Here is a 17,372-nt window from a genome sequence, read left to right on the forward strand (position 1 = left end):
TTCGTTATGAGTCGTATTCATCTGGACAAAGATATTCAGCCGCTTTCTGAGTTTCGTGCTGGTGTTGCATCCTATATCAAGCAAATCAATGAGACGCGTCGTCCATTGGTAATCAAGCAGCATGGTAAAGGTGTTGCCGTTGTGCTTGATGTTGCCGAGTACGAAGCGATGCAAGAGAAAATTGAACTACTGGAAGAAATGCTTACAGCGGAGGCCCAGTTGGCTTCAGGTCTTGGCGTATCAAATGAGGATGCGCGTGCCCAAGTGCTAAGCCACAAAAAAAGCCCCTAAAAAGGGGCTTTGCTGTCCTGATTATCTATAAACCAAAACTACTCACTAAATAGCAGTTACCAAAACAACCACCTAAACAATCACCCCCGGAATTTCCTTACCAAACCCAAGGTCTACGCCACACGCTTTAGCTGCGGTGTGCAGTACATCGTGCTGGTTGTAGCCAGAGCCGATGTCGCTGACTACGCCCCGGTTGATGCGCGCGCCGCCGCCGGCGATCAGATAGGCGCAGGGGTTGGCAGAGTGTTTGTCTGCATGGCCCATGTCGGTGGTTTCTAGTACTACTGTGCTGTCTAAGATGCCGGCTGCTTTGAGTTTTTGAATCAAATAGGCGCTCAGGCTGCCCAGGTGGCTGCGCATTTCGGTGTAGTACGGGTAGTTTGGCTGGCCGTTACTGCCACCATGGATGGCGTTGTGATAGTGCCCCTGGAAGTTCAGCTCAGGAATACGGAACTCTGACTGGTGGTTACCAAAGGCCAGTGATACCGAGCTGGTCAGGTTACATTGCAAAGCTGCCACGGCAATGTCTGCTTGCAGCCTGGCCTGCTGGCTGAAGGTATCAAAGGTCAACGGGAACTCAGTGTCATCGGGGGCAATGCCACAGGAGGTGCCGCCAGAGAGCTCATCTAAACGTCGCTGGGTGTCTGCAATGGCATCGAGGTGATCATTCATGCGCTGTATTTCGTAGCCTGCGAGTCTGTTTTTAATCGCGTTGGCTGCCGACATATGCGCATTCATGATAGGTGTTTTACTGTTGCTGCCCTGGGCGCCGCCAAACACCATTTTATACACGGTGAAGGGGTTTTCCTGGAACGGCAAATGGTTACGGTTGTCTTTGGTTAAGTGACCCTGGCCATTACTGTGAACGCCTAAGTTCAGATAACGAAATGGCAGGTTCGGGCCCAGTGCATTACCCATAGTGACGTCGTAACTGTCACCGCCCCAGTTCTGGGCGAGCAGTACTGGCATTCGGCCATGGCCTGCATTGGAGTGGGCCATGTTGACCATAAAGTTACATTCGGTTTTGACCGACTCATAGCCTGCCGACATCACGCCCAATTGCATGGTTTCACCACTGCCCGTGGGGTTCCAAAGCGACGCAATAGAGCCGCCCGGAATATAAATAGACACGGTTTTGTTGGGCAGCCCGGCGTCCATGGCATCGGCATGTCGTGCGTAAAGCAACCCTGATACCAGCGGCGATGTGCGGATCAGGGCGGTCGAAATACCCGACGCCATAAACATTTTTAATAAGCTGCGGCGTGATATCGCCATGTTATTTAAATGCTCTTTTTTCATGTTACTAACCTCTTAATGTTGTGACCCGCATTACTCGCTTCTGGACCAGGCTTTGCGATAACGCACCGACTTGAGTGAACCAAATTTCTCCAGCATGGCTCTCGGGCTTTCCTGCATCATGGTGTTGGTCAGTGTGTCGATTTCACACATATAACCGACCTGCTCTGTCTGAGACAGGCGCTTGTCTTCTTCACTCGTCGGGTCGATTGAGTCATGACCCACACCCATTACGTAGCGGAACATTTGCTGTGGTAAGCAGCTTTGAGCAGAAGACAGGTCGGCTATCACGGCACCTAACTGTTTAGTGCCGTTGAATGGCACAAAGTCACTGACCTGAGCGTACTTCTCAGGGGCGTAGAGGGTGCCCGATGCATTGATCACATTGCCGTTGTTGTCTTGATTGCGGATGTTGCCCACCGCATCAAAGTCTTCCATACCAAAGCCCATCGGGTTGATGTACTTTTCGTGGCAACTTGAACAAGGCTGACCTTCCGTTAAGCTGTGGTACTTGAGTCGGTTGGTGGTCGTCGGGTCTTGTAACAAGTCAGACAGCTCGGCGAGCCTTTGCTCTCGAGCTTCAAAGGTACCGGCTGGCGGATCGGGCTGCTCCTGACATAACATACGACGGCGCACTCTGACCGAGCGTAAGATAGGGTGCGATTCATCTACTTCTGCCCAGCGCGACATAAACGCACCATTGGCTAAGATACCACCGCGTTGTGTGGTCTCAACTTTTTGCATTTCATCACCCGATACGCCAGGAATGTTGTAGTGGTTGGCTAGTAGCTGATTGACGAACGTGAAGTTGGCGGTATATAGCGAGCCAAATTTTTCGTCCGGCTGAGTCATGATGTAGGAGAAGGTTTCGTTGATCTCCGCTTTCATGGCAGGTACCAGATTGACAAAGCCCGGATAGTGGTCCTGATCTTTGCTGGCGACCTCTAAACTGCCTGTACCCAGCCAGCTGCCTACAAAATCACCCAACACGGGCTTAGCTTGCTCTGCCAGGCGGTTTGCATGGGCAATGATATGGGCTTCATCACGCAACTCATCACGTTCAGCGGCCTGCCACAGAAGCTGATCTGGCGTTGAACCGGTAAAGGTATAAGACAGGAAGGTGGCCATTTCCCATGAGGTCAGCTCAAAGGCGTCGTAATCCAGCTCCGAGTTATCCGGGTTCGCTTCGCCTAATTCATGACGATAAATAAACTGCGGCGAAGACAGCAAGCCTTCCAGTGCTAACTGCATGCCTGCTTCAACGTCGTTATTGTTGAAAAAGCCGGTTGCGATCAGTCGGTAACTGTCTGCCTCATCCAGCGTTAGCGGACGGCGGAATATCTGTGGTGCTAACTCATCAATTAAACGGTTGGCACAGTCTTCATTAATGGCTGCACAAGTTAAAGCAGTCGAATAGCCATTATCAGCCACCCATTGTGCGATTTCTTCGGCAACCAGCAGGTAGTTGCTGTAGTTAGAAGGCTGCACAGCGGCATGGGTATTGTTGATGAAAAAGCCCACCTGAGAATCCGGCGACAGGCCGTCTGATACTGCGAAATCAACACCCAGTAAGTCTTCTACTGTGTTTTGATATTCGGTTTGGGTCAGTATTTTCAGCTGTCGTGCACCGTATGCCACAGGCGCGACACCCACATCACAGGTGAGTGGCGCAGGCCACAGGGTTTGCAGGTAATCCGCGATATCCGTAGCACATTGCTCATCACAGGCTCCCGGCGCGCCATAAGGCATAGTCGCGGTGATCACATCAATCATGGCCTGTACATCACGTTCGGTATTAAGTGCAGGGAATGAACCCAGACCGCCGCCTTCAGAACCATGACAACCGGCACAGTTGGTTTTGTACAGTTCCATGCCACGGGCAATGGGGTCGGTTTCAGTGACTGTGACGCGCGCTATATTACTCGGCTGGGAGGGCACTGAGTTGCTCAGCGCAATCACCTTGTAATCAAACTCACCAGATTCCGGCAAACCCGACTCATAGTAACTGGCGTTAGAGGCAAGCGTTGCGGTGGTGTGCCAGCGGCCATCAAGCGATTTTAAACGCACCAGATAATTGGTTTCGTTATTGCTGTTGTCGTACCAGCTTAATTGCGCCTGAGCTTCGGCCGATAGGACACTGGCGCTGAGCTCCGAAGGTGCAGCCGGTTTAGCCGCCATATCAACAGGCTCAAAACTGTCTTGCTCGGCTGATAAAAACGTCAGGTTAAAGTAAACCGGTACGGTCTCACCAATGCCACTCAGGTTGGCGACTACTCGCAACGCCTCAATACCGTAGTCCATATCAAAGGTTTTACTATCGACTATCAAAGGCGTCAGCGTACTGACGTTAACATGGCCAGTTGCCAGCTTCACTACTAACACATCCAGGCTCATCTCTTGGTTTACGCCATGCAGGCTCATCTCACCTGTAACGGTTTGAACCGTCGGATTGCCCACTTCCAGCGTGCTCAGTAGCGCAGGGTCAATCTGAGTATTGAAGTACGCCGTTGGCAGTAATTCTGTTTCAAACAGTAAATCCATAACCCGGCTGTTTCTGATATCCACACCGGTAGACACGCTATTCAAATCGACTGCCAGGAGTATGCGCCCATCGGCATCAATACTGCCCGACAACGCAGGGGCTGCATTATCTTGCGATACAAACTGGTTCAGCTCTGCGACATGGTCTTTTTTGACCGATACATAGCTCAGAGAAGACTCAGTAGTGTCCAGCGCCCATAAGCCTGTTTCTGTGACAGCATCCGGGGGCGTAGTCGGGCCTGAGTTGCTACATACATCACCATTAAGGGTGATGGCAACGTCTTCGCTCAGGCCATTTTTACTGGCAACAAAACCTAGCCCAAATGACTGATTTGCATGGACGGTATGACCTTGTGAGGTGATGGTACACCCAGTGTCGTTACAGTCGAAATTGCCATTCCAGCCATTTTGCAGGGAGATGCCCTGGTTCCAGGTGAGTTCGAGAGACCAGTCGTTAATGCTCTGATCTGAGTCATTTGCAATGACTATCTCGGTTTTAAACCCATTGTTCCAGTTATCTGGAATGGTAAATGAACACTGTGCCGCCTGAGCAAACTGCGCACTCGCGATTAAACTCATGCAAACGGCAAATTTGGCGATAGCTGGCGCCCTTGAGCTGGCACGAGTAAAGGTAGAGAATCGTGTTAAGTTATTAAATATCATCTTCTTTCCCTCCTATTCCTGCGCTTCAAACACTAAGTTAAAGCTCACGGGAACCGCGTAACTGATCACAGATAAATTCGCCAGTGTTCTCAGTGTTTCTATGCCTGGCTCCAGGCCAAAGTCTGTCGCGTCCAGTACAACCGGCTTAAGGCTTTGCACCATGACTTTAGTGTGCGTAAGGCGGCGAACTGCCACGTCTGTAGTCACTTCGGCTATCACGCCTGTGAGATTCACAGTGGCGGTGACGGTCTGTTGTTCGGTGCTACCGATAGGCATGGCGGCCAGGGCTGCATAATCAACCGCAAGCAGCACTTCGGCTTCAGGGAACAAGCTGGTATCGAATAGGTGCTCCTTCATTCTGCCATCCCGGGTTTCGTTACCCGTATTGACGCTGGTCAGATCCAAAGTGAGCCTTGCTGCCCCTTGCATAGAAATACTGCCGCTGAGGTTTTCAAAGGTGTGTGCTTCAACCACGTGTTGTTTTTTGGTGGAGACAAAGTAAAGGCTGGAGCTTTGTGGGTTTAACTCAAATGGTCCGGTGATGGGGGCCACATCCGGCTCTTCGACCTGAATACTGATGGGCTGGCTGACCGTGGTATTGACCCCGTCATTGACCGATAGTTTGACCGTAAATGTACCTGTTTGATCGAAAACATAAGCAGGGTTTGGCTCGCTTGATGTATTACCGTTACCAAAATCCCAGCTGTACGTCAGGGCATCCCCGTCTGGATCGGAAGAGTCATTGCCATCAAAGTTTACCGTTAAAGGACGCTGGCCGTTTGTCACAGAAGCCGATGCAATAGCTGAGGGGGCACGATTAATATTGCCGTCTACCGAGCATAACCCGCCCAGTGAAGGCGTTGTTGGTGTGTCATTTTCTTGTGCCTTTTGGGCATTGAAACCAAAGTTCAAACTCTGACCCGGATTGATGGTGCCGTTGTAGTTTTCGTTGACGATCTCATACGGGTTATTGCCACTGTGATTGCCATGCCAGACGCCAGTCAGTCTAGTGTTGTCGGCAAATTCCATCAGTACTTTCCAGCCTGAAATGGCCACGCTCTCTGTATTGGTGATAGTGACCTTGCCGCGAAAGCCGGAGATCCACTCTTGCTCCACTTCAAACAGACAGTGTGCTGATTCTGGCTGCGCTTCTTCAATAGAGAGCGCAATCGGTGCCGCCTGGTAGTCATTGGTGCCGTCGTTGATGGTTAATGACACCTGATAATCACCCGCCTGCTTAAAAGTATGTTGTGGGTTCATTTCATCTGAGTTTTGGCCGTTACCAAAATCCCACAGGTAGCTCAGGTTGTCCGATGCTGAGTTAGCTATTTCACTGTTGAACTGGATAGTTGCAGGTGCTGTGGCCCGAGTGTCAGACGCCGTAATGGCAACACTGACTTCGTTATTGTCATCCTGCCCGCCGCTCTCACAAATGCCAGATAAGCTCGGCGTAACCGCGGCTTGTCCGGCACTTTTCTGCACGTTGAAGCCAAAAGTCTTGGATGAATTTGGATTAATCTTGCGATTCCAGCTGAGGTTCTCAAATTGGTAGGGGTTGCTACCGCCCAGTTGAGCGCGCCAGGCGTTATTGATGGACTCACCCTGATTAAACTCTAATCCGACTGACCAGCCATCAATAGCGACATCGGTGTTGTTATACACGGTGACTTCTGCGGTATAACCGCTTTGCCATTCGTTCTTCACTTTGAACTCGCATTGCGCAGCAAAGCCGTGTATGGAGTGCCCCAAAGCCAGTAAGCAGAGACTGGTTTTTAAAAACCGGTGCTGCCTGGTGTTGTATTTACGTTGTCTCATGAAAGTTCCCCGAAACATTGCCATTTGACATGTTAATTCCCTGCTGCTCTTCGCGGGTTAAGCGTTGACCAGAGCTAACAGGCTGCAATAGCAAGAGCAAGTTCAGGTATGAGGAGAGACCAAAAGAGGGAGGTATGACAGCTCATGCCATTGGCGTGAATACCAATATGCTTCGCAATGCGCATACAAAACAACAGTATGCACATTACGCTTCATTTATACTCATTGGCATTCAGCAACCCCGCTATCTTAGTACGCACCTTAGACCGGAAGCTTTGCGTCCCTTCCTTTCGAAAGGTTTGCTATTTTAAGCCTGTCTGAGGAAGGTAGCCCAAAATTGCAATAATCACAAAGCCCACACATCAACTTTCACATTATTTGCACATTTCACCTGAAATAAGGCCAAAAGGCTGTTTGAAATTTGTTCCTGGCCATTATGAAGTCCTTAAAATTTAATGATTTATGCTCAATTTTTGAAATGTGCACAATGTGGCTCAATTGTGCAAAGGGGTAGGGAGTGTGTCCTGAATTTGATTCTGTTTTGGTATATTTTTGTTTGTGATTAATGGACATCCTTTCCATATATCGAATGGGTGATTCTGGTATATTGCCTTTATTAGGGATGTTACGTCAGGCGTACAGGGTCGGCTCCGCCAGGTTTATAGGGTAATATTTGGTCAAGCAGTGAGTGAGGTGTGCTCAGTCACTGACAAGTACGTTGTTTTATTTAAGACGCGATGGTGATAAACGATCATTAACAGGTTTTCCGGAGATATGTTTTGAAGCAAAAAAGCAGACAGTTGTTACATGTGTTTGTCGTGGCATTGGGACTGATTTTTTCAATAATATACAAAGCAACAACTAGTGAAAATGAGCATGTCAGGCTTGAAGAGGATGTTTCTAAGTTGCTCCTTAAAGATGGAGATAAAGCCAAATTACTCTATTTTTATGAATCAACTGACGTGACTTCATTAGATATTGGCGTTGAAGGCTTTAGCCGAAGTGACGCATTATTTGAAGAAAAGAAAAACCAGTACAAAGTAAAGACGCTGAACTTTGTCTGTTCGAACAATGTACTAAAGAAATACTTAGACGCTGGGGCTAAAATTATTATTGACCTGACGGTTGGTGAAAACCTCGCCGATATAATAGCTAACTTACATGTCACATCAGCTCGCTGTAGCAGGTTAGGGTTGTAGGATAAATCAGCATCAGAATATAAGTAACAGACACCAGTGCAAAGATTTTTCAGCTGGTTTTGGCGCTACTACGAGTATCTTGCAAAGAATGTGCTGGAGTTACTGTCATTTTTTAAATGCGCGCCTTGCCCTGGCAAGTTTATCTTTATCCATTGTTGATGATACGTGCTCCCATAATTGTTCCTTGAGTGTATCAGGCACCTTTTCCAGGTCATCGGGTCGTTTTTGCGAAAATTCCCAACCTCCAAAAAACCTGGCTGCCCCTTCTGTCTGTGCTGTATTTAGCTGGGTTGAGTTAATGATTGAGATGATGTTAGCCGTTGTGTAGTCAAACAGCATTTTCCTTGCAACATCCTCATAGGATGGATAACCTGACCAAGGCCCTGCGCCGGAGCCATACCATTCGAGTAAAGCCAGGACCTGTAGGCGTTTATCTGGTATTGCAGCTGTGAATGGGGTCATCAATCGCTGTGCATCTCTTGTGCCATAAGGGGTTAGGATCTCTGTCCAGACTGCGCTGATTGATGAGGGCATTGCACCAAGCCAGCGCTGCTCATTTTTCTGGTTTTGTACTTGCTCTTTCCTTTGCTTATCAAACATCTGTCGTGGCCACGGCATGCCGCGATCATCAAACCAGGTCAGCAATTTATCTGTATCGACTACAGAAGCATCACTGCTCCAGTGCGAGAAGCGTAAATAGTTACCGCTAATATATGATAGAGCCCCTAGCTCTTTATCACCTTTGTAGAAATAAATTACGGGATTACCAACGCATAAACAGAGTCGCTCTGTTTCGGGGCGTTCAATTACCAGGCTGTTTTTCAAAGCTGATAAGTCTTCTCTTTTTTCGGATTCAAATTGCACCAGTGCGTTTATTGGATCTTTTACTACTAACCTTTCTGCCTGCTCAATGATCTGGTGCAGTTGTTTTAGGTTAACAGGCTTCTGTGTCTCACTCGCATAGGTTACTGACATACAGCACACCAGAAAAATGGCATATAACAATCTGTATTTCATGGCAATTACTGCTTAAAAGAGATTCGTAGTGTAGAGTTATCATAATTCGTAGCCCTGTCAATTATAAGTATTTATTCGTTGCTAAACTTATCCGAGGGAATCAGGTGTTTTCATAGCTTGACTAAGCAGCATATATGGAACTGCTATCTATTCGTTTATTCCATACTTTAACTAATTTGGCTCTATTAAACTTCTCTCAAAACAACTATCTGATTTGCTTATGAAGTGGCAAAACTACTCTTGTGGCTCTACGCTTTATTGTTAGCTCTATTTTTATTCTATTTATTCAAGGTTGGCTGGGTAAGTTATTACAAGGGTTGTTTATGACGATTGAGCAGAAATTGGAAAGTGCACGACTGGAGTTGCTTGATATGGGGCTGCGGGCAAACCCACAGCTAAACTATCGTAGCAGTGGAAAAGCGATAGATATAATAGACGAAAAGTCTGAGCAAGTTTTTGAGTTGCTTGTCGAAAAAGAGAAAACAATGAGCTTTTTGCCATTACCAAAGGCTTATCAAAACAACATCAGCGACGATGATCAAAGCACTTTTTTTCAGTCTGATGAAGACACTGAGTTACCTCCGCTGGATTTGTATTTGGAGCAGCAAAAGGGGGAGGCACGATTTAGCGATAAGTATCTTCAAACCGGGCTTATGCCTGCAAAGCTTGATAAGGCACTTTTAAAATTAGAGGCGGATGCACATACAATGCTGCAAGAGCAGGGTATAGAAGTAATGTACCTGGGGCTTGGGTTTTTGCAATGGCATGAACCGTCCAATACGCGTGTGTCGCGCTACGCACCTTTGATCCTGGTCCCCGTAAAGCTTACAAGGTCGTCCGCGAGGGATAGCTTTAAGCTGAAATATACGGGTGAGGAGCTGGGCTCTAACCTGACGCTGGCCGCAAAATTGAGAACCGAATTCAAACTACAATTACCTACTTACACGGTTGAAACTACTTTAGCAGACTATTATCAAGCAGTTGCGAATGCTGTCGAGAAGCAATCAAGCTGGACAGTCCACCCGGATAAAATCGGTCTGGGGCTCTTCTCGTTCGGCAAGTTTCAAATGTATATGGATTTAGATCCGAGTGGCTGGCCAGAAGGAAAAAAACCTGGACAGCTGCCGCTCATGACACGCCTTTTGAGTGAGGGGTTTAGCTCAGCAACCGAGTACAACACCAGTGAATTGGCGCACCCAGAAAAGCTTCATTTGGTAAAAGATGCAGACTCCAGTCAGATAGCGGCGATTTTGGCAATGAAGTCGGGTGCTGATTTTATCATTCAGGGTCCACCTGGTACTGGCAAGTCTCAAACCATTACCAACATCATTGCTGAGGCAGTTGCTTTGGGTAAAAAAGTGCTGTTTGTGGCACAGAAAATGGCGGCACTGGAGGTGGTGAAGAAGCGGCTTGATGAAACTCACCTCGGGCTTGCCGTGCTCGAACTGCACAGCCACAAAAGTACCAAGAAAGTGGTACTGGCTTCTATTTCAGAGTCACTGGCACAAGGCAAGCCCCAGATAGTAGACAGAGGGCAAGAGTTTGCTGAGCTTACAGCCGCCAAATCACTACTGGATTCTTATGCGAAAGAAGTGCGAGTGCCCATTCTCAATAGCAAAATCAATTATATCAGTGCACTGGGTAAGCTGATGCTGCTCGAGCAAGCGTCAACAGGCAAACCAATACCACTGTTGCCATTTAGCTTGTTTTCACAATGGACAGACGAAACATACCATCAAGTAATAAAAGTTGTCGACGAACTGGTCCAGCAGATACAGCTAATGGGGGAGCCAGCCGCGCACCCGTTTGCTATGTCTACCCGACAGGACTTTTCTCCCGCGATGCATCAGGCGTTATCCGTTGAGATGCTAGCATTGAGCGATGAAATAACAGCAGTGGTTGCTCATAGTCAAACGGTTGCAGACCACATACAGCTTGAAAGCCCCGACAGCTTGCAGGCAGTATCTCAATTGATTTCCACCGCTCGCTGGCTGTCTGAGGTGCCTGAGCTTCATGGCGTACAAGTAGATAACCCGGTGTGGGTTTCGGACGAGCAACAGGTAGTACGTGGCCTGGAGAGTCTTGAGCGCGCCATGTTGCTTAAAAAGGCAGTTCAAGCAGAGTTTATTGCACTTGTGTTTGAGGCCGATTTACTGAGTATCCGTGAAGGGTTAGTTGGAAAAACGGATAAATGGTGGCGCTTTTTGTCGCCTAGTTTCAGAAAAGCGAAAACTAAGCTCTCTGGCCTGTACAAAGGTACTTTGCCGAGCAACCCTGCAAAGTGGTTAGAGTTATTAGATACAGTGTTGGAGTATAAAAGTGCGAAACGCGAGTTTGATACCTACTGTACGTTTCTATCGAATGCTTTTGGCACGCTATGGCAGGGAGAACACTCTGACTTGGCAGAGCTCAAACGGGTTTTTGAATGGATCTGCGGCTACTATCAAAAAGTGAATAGTGGTCAGCTGCAATTGAAACTGGCAAAAGTAATTGATGCTGATGTAGATAAACAACTGCTACTGAATGAGTCAGAAGAGCTGAACCGATTGTATAATGAGTCGTTACACCTGTGTAATCGATTAACAGAAATCGTTGCGATAGACCCGCAAAGGTCAGAGTATGAACTTGCAACAATGAAATTTGGTTCTTTGTCCGATCTTTTAGCGAGTTGGAATAAGCCAGAGCAGCTGTATGAGTTTGCACGATATAACCAGATAGTTACTGCGCTTGAGCAATATCAGGTCCAGCCTTTCGTGAAACTGGCCTTCAACTGGAAAGAGCCCCCGGAAGCTTTGTTGCATGTGTTTGAGAAAAGCTATTACCAGGGCTTGGTTGATTATGCGTATGCTAACTCCGCAGCTATCCGACAATTTGATCGGACAAAGCACGAGAAGACCATCAAAGAATTCAAAAAAGTGGACGAAGAAAGTCTGTTTTTCGCTCAGGAAAAGCTCGTCGGTCAGTTGTTTGAACAGTTACCGAATAAAAATGCAAAAGGAGAAATGGAACTGGTACTGCGGGAGCTCAGTAAGAAGACGCGCCATATTCCTTTGCGGAAATTATTGAGTGAAGCGGGCCATGTTATTCAACAGATTAAACCTATCTTTATGATGAGCCCTATGTCTATCGCAACTTACCTTAAGCAAGGTGCGCTGGAATTTGATTTGATTGTTTTTGATGAAGCCAGCCAGATCCCCGCTCCAGATGCATTGGGTGCGATGATGCGGGGGAGTCAGGTGATTGTAGTTGGCGATAGCAAGCAGATGCCACCCAATAGCTTATTTGCGAAGTCGGTGGATTTGGAAGACGAAGAGCTTGAAAAGAGTGATACCGCTGACATTGAGAGCATACTGGCACTCATGGAATCTAAAGGTGCGCCAAGCCATATGCTGAAATGGCATTACCGTTCACGCCACGATTCGTTAATAGCCGTTTCAAATGAGCAGTTTTACAAGAATGAGTTGATCGCATTTCCGAGCCCCGGGTTTCACCGTGATGCAACCGGGCTGAAGTTCCATTATTTGCCAGAGAGCTGGTACGACAAAGGGGGGTCAAGAACTAACCCAGGAGAAGTAAAAGCGGTGGTAGCGGCTGTGCTTAAGCATGCTCTGACCAAACCCCATTTATCGCTCGGTATTGTTGCTTTTAGTTTGTCTCAGCGTGACGCAATTATTCTGGAGCTTGAAAAAGTGCGTCGCTTACACCCAGAAACTGACGGGTTCTTTGAAAGCCATGCTGGTGGTGATGAGTTTTTTGTAAAGAACCTAGAGAATGTCCAAGGCGATGAGCGGGACGTTATTTTGATTAGTATTTGTTATGGTAAAACTAAAACGGGTGAGGTAAGCCAGAACTTTGGTTTGTTAAACAAGCCAGGGGGAGAGCGCAGGCTTAATGTATTAATATCCAGGGCTAGGTTGTCTATGGAGGTCTTTGCGAATTTCCATGGACAAGAGCTCAGAGTGGATAGTGGTAGCCCATTCGGGCTGCGTGCATTGCAGGCGTTTTTAGAGTTTGCTGAATTCAACAAATCAGAAACGGCTGTTGAAGGCGAGCAGGAAGCAAATTTTGCTTTTGGTCGTGTACTGCAAGATGCCATTCAAAGCTTGGGTTTTGACGTTGCGGCACAAGTGGGAAATCAGGGATATTTTATTGACTTGGCAATACGCCACCCAAGTTATCCTGAACAATATGTTTTGGCATTTGAGTATGATGGCGCGGGTTACTATGAGGCGGTTTCTGCTAGGGATAGGGAGCGGTTGAGACAAAGCGTATTAGAAGGGTTAGGATGGAAATTTGCTCGTATCTGGTCAACCGACTGGTACAGAGATCCAAAATCGGAGCTGCATAGACTGAAAGAGGTGATTGAAGAAGCCATATTGAATCACGATGCACACATTGCTGCACTGGAAAATGGCACTGAACAGGCAGCTGTATTGGCTGATACTTTATATATGACTACAGAAACCGAGCCTCAAGATAGAGCCCCGGTAATACAAAGAAGTGAAGTAGCAGAAGAGGCGATATTCGATGCGTGCAAAACCCCTTATAAAAAAGTGGATGCTTCTGAACTCAATATGCCCAAGGTTGATGATTTTAGTGCTATTCCATTAAGTGCAATAGAGCATGCGATTGAGCGAGTTGTAGCAAGTGAATATCCAATCTTTGCTTCTATCGTTGCAAGCCGTTTGGCTAATGCAGCTGGTTTGTCTCGTGTGGGAAGTAAAATAAAGCGGATAGTGGATCAGGCCATTGATGGTTTAGCAGGCAAGGGAGCGATTCAAAAAGATGATAACACGGTACTATGGCCCAAGGGTGTGTCCACAGTAAAGTTAAGGAATTGGGATGCTACAGACGCCTCTATGAAAAAACTGGAAAACGTCTGTGATGCTGAGCTGACCAATGCACTTTTATTGACGGTACGAGATGCTCACGCTATCAATATGACAGACTCAGCATCTGCTGCGCTTGGGTTACTTGGATTTCAGCGTGCCACAGCTCAAGCCGTAGAGAGAATGAACCGATTGGCAGCCGAGCAGTGCAGAAAAGGAATATTGACCAGTGAAAACGATAGATTAAAAATCGCTGTGAGGAACTGAGTGCACAAAAAAGGGCAAACTCAGAGTATTGAAGATATCGAAGTCTGCCCTGCACCTTCGAACATATTATAAGGCCAGATATAACATCCCTGTTTAAAACAAGCACGCATTTAAAATGGGTCGTATCAAAAATGCAGAGCCTGAGTGCTTACAAAAGCTTCATGCAGGTGTTTGTGTGAAAATCGCCCTAAAAACCACATTTTTTCTTTCTATCTTCCTGATATTTATCACTATTCCTGACATCAAGTAACTGATTAGTGTAACATAACCCTTCTTTTGCATAATGGATGACTTTAGTGGCCGCTGTGCCTGGTATCACAGGTGAGGCAGTATTGCTGCCGCATGATAGTTTGGGTGCTCAGTTACAGTCATCAATTATGGTAAGTCCCTTTACAGGAGTAGGTTAAAAGTAAGTGGTAAAAAATAATATACGCTGTGACAGTTATCAGGCGCAGCTGGCCCGGTGGCCAAAAGAAGGAAAAGTGATACTGGCACAACACGATGAAGAATCTGTCACTGTATATCAGGCATACAATCAATCGATTGGTCAGTATGCTGCTAAACATCAAACGTTTGGTGGTGACTTTAGTTTTACCCGGATGACGTGGATAAAGCCCAACTTTCTGTGGATGATGTACCGTTCGGGCTGGGGAACTAAAGTAAATCAAGAGGTCACACTGGCCGTTAAAATTCGTCGTACGGCATTCGACAGCATACTTGCGCACTCCGTGCCTTCTTCCTTTGAGCAGAGTCAATACCAAACCCGGGATGAGTGGAAGTCGGCGATGGCAGGATCAGACGTGCGCCTGCAATGGGACCCTGATCATGGACCATATGGTGACAAGCAAGCACGCAGGGCGATCCAGTTGGGTATCAAAGGCGAAACGGTTCAGCGTTATGCCCGTGACTGGATATTGGATATCTCCGACATATCGGAATTTGTTAACGAACAAAGAGAAAATATGAAAAGCGGCAGTCTGGAGTCGCTGTATACGCCAACAGAATCGGTGTATGTGCCTGAGGATGAGTCGCTGATCAAAAAACTGGGGTTAGCGCTGTAGTAACGCACTTGATTTGTGAACCAAAACATCATTCTGTTGGATGAAATCAGAAATTTAAAAGGAATCTCATTGTGGAATTTATTTTTGAACCCTTTGTTGGACTCGGTGCGCTGAAATTCGGGATGCGTAAGTCTGAAGTAAAGTCAGCATGTGCTGGGGTACCAGGTATCAGAAACCTGCAGTATCAAGATGGAAAACTGGTTGCGTTTTCAATCGACCCCTCTTCTGTTAGACAAAGCCTGGTTTTTGCTGGCGAGGATGTCCTTAAGCTGGATAGGCTAAAGGCTGCGCTTTATTTTGCGGACCAAAGTAACAGCTATGGGCAATCGCAGGGGGGATCACTGTACTTCTTAGATCTGGGGTGTGCACTCCTTCAGTTTGAATCGCCTTCTCGTACGTTTTTGTTTTTTGCTGCCGGGTATGACACCGGTGAGCCATTAGCAGAGGTATCGCCAGATTCAATCAAATCTTACTACGAAGATTGCCATTGGGAGCACTGAGAGTATGGGTAAAGGCCTCTTTTGGCAGTTTTAATTCTATCGCTAAGTTTTGTATTTTCGATACATTAGCGCTTTGTTTCGCGTGAGCATAGCGCTCACGTGAGTGTTCTATGATTCTAAATTTAAAAGTCGGTGTAAGAAAAATGAGCAATGCAGCTTTAAAGACTGTGCATAATAATTCGACAGGAAACCCACAAAATCCAAACAACTTAAAACCTGACTGGACTGATGGTGCAATGGTTAACATTGCAATTGCAATGGCAGCACTGTTGGTAACAACGTCGGCTGTTACTTTACCTATGATGGCATCCGTTACTAGTTCAAACCACAAATATTTGAATGACATATTTTGGCTAGTCGGGTTAGGTTCAATTGTTACATCGGCATTGTTAATTGATTGGGTATTGGACAAGGCCAAATTCAATTTTAAACGGCGCTTAGGGCTAATGGGAGGCGGCTATGTCGTTTTTGCGTTGTTAGTGTCATTGATTAGTGTTGCAGTTACCGCACAGTTCTTTGTCCTTGAGGTGGGGGAAAAGAGTACTTCAGTATTTAGCTTTCCATTTTTAGTCTTTTTATTTGGAGGTTTAAGTATTTTCATTAAAGTTATGACAGAAGATGACCATTATCTTGCATCTGGGGGGATACTGTTGTTTTTTTCTATATCTTATATGATTATAGCTTGTGACAATATTAGATTTCTTTTAATCTGATAGCTCTTTAATCACTTAAAGAGCACTTAGTGTAAAAAGATAGTGGCCTTTATTATCCTGCTTTTTCTTTTGTCTTGTAATCATGCAGAAAGCTGATAGGGCACTAAAGCCACTACTCTGATCTTGAACCACTCGGTCAGTGATGTAGTTAATGCGCTGATTGGTGCTGGCCTGAATATTGAGTGTTTTTCTGAGCACTCTTATAATCCTTAAATAAAGTGAACACTCTCCGAATAGATAAATAGCGCATGGAAAGACGATGGATTATTTGAGTATTAATAAGTCAGCCTGGGATAAAAGAACCCAGGTACACGTAGCATCTGAATTTTATGATGTGGCCGGATTTAAGGCCGGGCAATGTTCACTGAACCCGGTTGAACTGGCGCAGGTGGGCACTGTGAAGGGCAAGTCTTTGCTGCATCTGCAATGTCACTTTGGTCAGGATACGCTATCCTGGGCGCGTTTGGGTGCCGATGTGACAGGTGTGGACCTATCTGAAAGTGCCATCGTTCAGGCGAATACCCTCAAAGATGCGCTTGAAATTGACGCAGAGTTTATTGAAAGTGATGTGGTCCAATTTGGCCAAAGTAATACGCGTCAGTTTGATATCGTATTCACCTCCTACGGCGTACTGTGTTGGTTGCCCGATTTAACCGCATGGGCAAAGACAGTAGCTGGCGCACTCAAAGTGGGCGGAGTGTTCCATCTGGTTGAGTTTCATCCTATTAATGACCTGCTGGCAGGCTATGCTTATTTTCCTCATGGTGCGCCTGATATTGAAGAAGAGGGAACCTACACAGAAAACTGCGATGGCACCAAAGCCACAACCGTGACCTGGACTCACTCGGTCAGTGATGTGGTTAACGCGCTGATTGGCGCTGGCTTGAATATCGAGTCACTTACTGAGCACCCGTATAGCCCATACGATTGCTTTGAGGGGCTGGAGTTTGTGTCGGAGCAGGGGTACCAAAAGCTAATTCAAGGTCAGCAAGTGCCCATGTTGTATTCAATCAAGGCCAGCAAAAGCCGGGCGCTTGTGTAAAAGCATGGTATTACCCTATTTGGTTAGATTAATGGTGGTGATACTGTTTGTGCTCCCTGGCTTTTCAATATAATCAGTTCATGATCATGATTGAATCGAAAAACAAGCACTTAAGTGCTTGTTACATAATCCGCTTAG

General features: G+C 46.6%; 11 protein-coding genes and 1 riboswitch. Of the genes, 7 read left to right on the forward strand and 4 right to left on the reverse strand.

What is annotated here, in order from left to right:
* Window positions 1-6: 6 nt before the first annotated feature.
* Window positions 7-291 (forward strand): type II toxin-antitoxin system Phd/YefM family antitoxin, encoded by a 285-nt coding sequence (locus tag PRUB_RS22280; protein WP_010384278.1) that lies wholly within the window; start codon window positions 7-9, stop codon window positions 289-291.
* A 72-nt stretch (window positions 292-363) separates the two neighbouring features.
* Here PRUB_RS22280 and PRUB_RS22285 read toward each other — a convergent pair whose 3' ends face one another.
* The 3 genes from PRUB_RS22285 to PRUB_RS22295 are packed head-to-tail and all read right to left on the reverse strand — an operon-like array spanning window position 364 to window position 6,606.
* Window positions 364-1,590 carry a DUF1552 domain-containing protein gene (locus tag PRUB_RS22285; RefSeq protein WP_010384277.1) on the reverse strand — a complete coding sequence of 409 codons (1,227 nt, stop codon included), beginning with the start codon at window positions 1,588-1,590 and terminating at the stop codon, window positions 364-366.
* Between the two features lie 30 nt (window positions 1,591-1,620).
* Window positions 1,621-4,791 carry a DUF1592 domain-containing protein gene (locus PRUB_RS22290; protein ID WP_010384275.1) on the reverse strand — a complete coding sequence of 1,057 codons (3,171 nt, stop codon included), beginning with the start codon at window positions 4,789-4,791 and terminating at the stop codon, window positions 1,621-1,623.
* A 12-nt stretch (window positions 4,792-4,803) separates the two neighbouring features.
* On the reverse strand, window positions 4,804-6,606 hold the full coding sequence (locus PRUB_RS22295) for a cellulose binding domain-containing protein (RefSeq protein WP_010384274.1): 1,803 nt from the start codon (window positions 6,604-6,606) through the stop codon (window positions 4,804-4,806).
* Between the two features lie 231 nt (window positions 6,607-6,837).
* A riboswitch (cyclic di-GMP riboswitch) is annotated at window positions 6,838-6,920 on the reverse strand.
* Window positions 6,921-7,385: 465 nt separating this feature from the next.
* Between PRUB_RS22295 and PRUB_RS22300 the strand changes: the two genes are divergently transcribed.
* Window positions 7,386-7,805: a hypothetical protein gene (locus PRUB_RS22300; protein ID WP_010384273.1), complete on the forward strand. Its 420-nt coding sequence runs from the start codon at window positions 7,386-7,388 to the stop codon at window positions 7,803-7,805.
* Window positions 7,806-7,910: 105 nt separating this feature from the next.
* On the opposite strand, the gene PRUB_RS22305 is transcribed toward PRUB_RS22300, so the two are convergent.
* Entirely contained in the window at window positions 7,911-8,822 is a 912-nt protein-coding gene (locus PRUB_RS22305) for a hypothetical protein (protein WP_010384272.1), read from the reverse strand.
* Between the two features lie 323 nt (window positions 8,823-9,145).
* Between PRUB_RS22305 and PRUB_RS22310 the strand changes: the two genes are divergently transcribed.
* The 5 genes from PRUB_RS22310 to PRUB_RS22330 all read left to right on the forward strand — a co-directional run bounded on the left by PRUB_RS22310 (window position 9,146) and on the right by PRUB_RS22330 (window position 17,234).
* Window positions 9,146-13,918 (forward strand): DUF3320 domain-containing protein, encoded by a 4,773-nt coding sequence (locus tag PRUB_RS22310; RefSeq protein WP_010384270.1) that lies wholly within the window; start codon window positions 9,146-9,148, stop codon window positions 13,916-13,918.
* 413 nt (window positions 13,919-14,331) lie between these two features.
* Window positions 14,332-14,979, forward strand: coding sequence for a DUF4291 domain-containing protein (locus PRUB_RS22315; protein WP_010384268.1), 648 nt, complete (start codon window positions 14,332-14,334; stop codon window positions 14,977-14,979).
* A gap of 71 nt (window positions 14,980-15,050) precedes the next feature.
* On the forward strand, window positions 15,051-15,479 hold the full coding sequence (locus PRUB_RS22320; RefSeq protein ID WP_010384267.1) for a hypothetical protein: 429 nt from the start codon (window positions 15,051-15,053) through the stop codon (window positions 15,477-15,479).
* A 110-nt stretch (window positions 15,480-15,589) separates the two neighbouring features.
* Window positions 15,590-16,192: a hypothetical protein gene (locus tag PRUB_RS22325; protein WP_010384266.1), complete on the forward strand. Its 603-nt coding sequence runs from the start codon at window positions 15,590-15,592 to the stop codon at window positions 16,190-16,192.
* A 259-nt stretch (window positions 16,193-16,451) separates the two neighbouring features.
* Window positions 16,452-17,234: a class I SAM-dependent methyltransferase gene (locus tag PRUB_RS22330; protein WP_010384264.1), complete on the forward strand. Its 783-nt coding sequence runs from the start codon at window positions 16,452-16,454 to the stop codon at window positions 17,232-17,234.
* Window positions 17,235-17,372 lie beyond the last annotated feature (138 nt).

The sequence above is a fragment of the Pseudoalteromonas rubra genome (assembly GCF_000238295.3).
Classification (GTDB): Bacteria; Pseudomonadota; Gammaproteobacteria; order Enterobacterales; family Alteromonadaceae; genus Pseudoalteromonas; species Pseudoalteromonas rubra.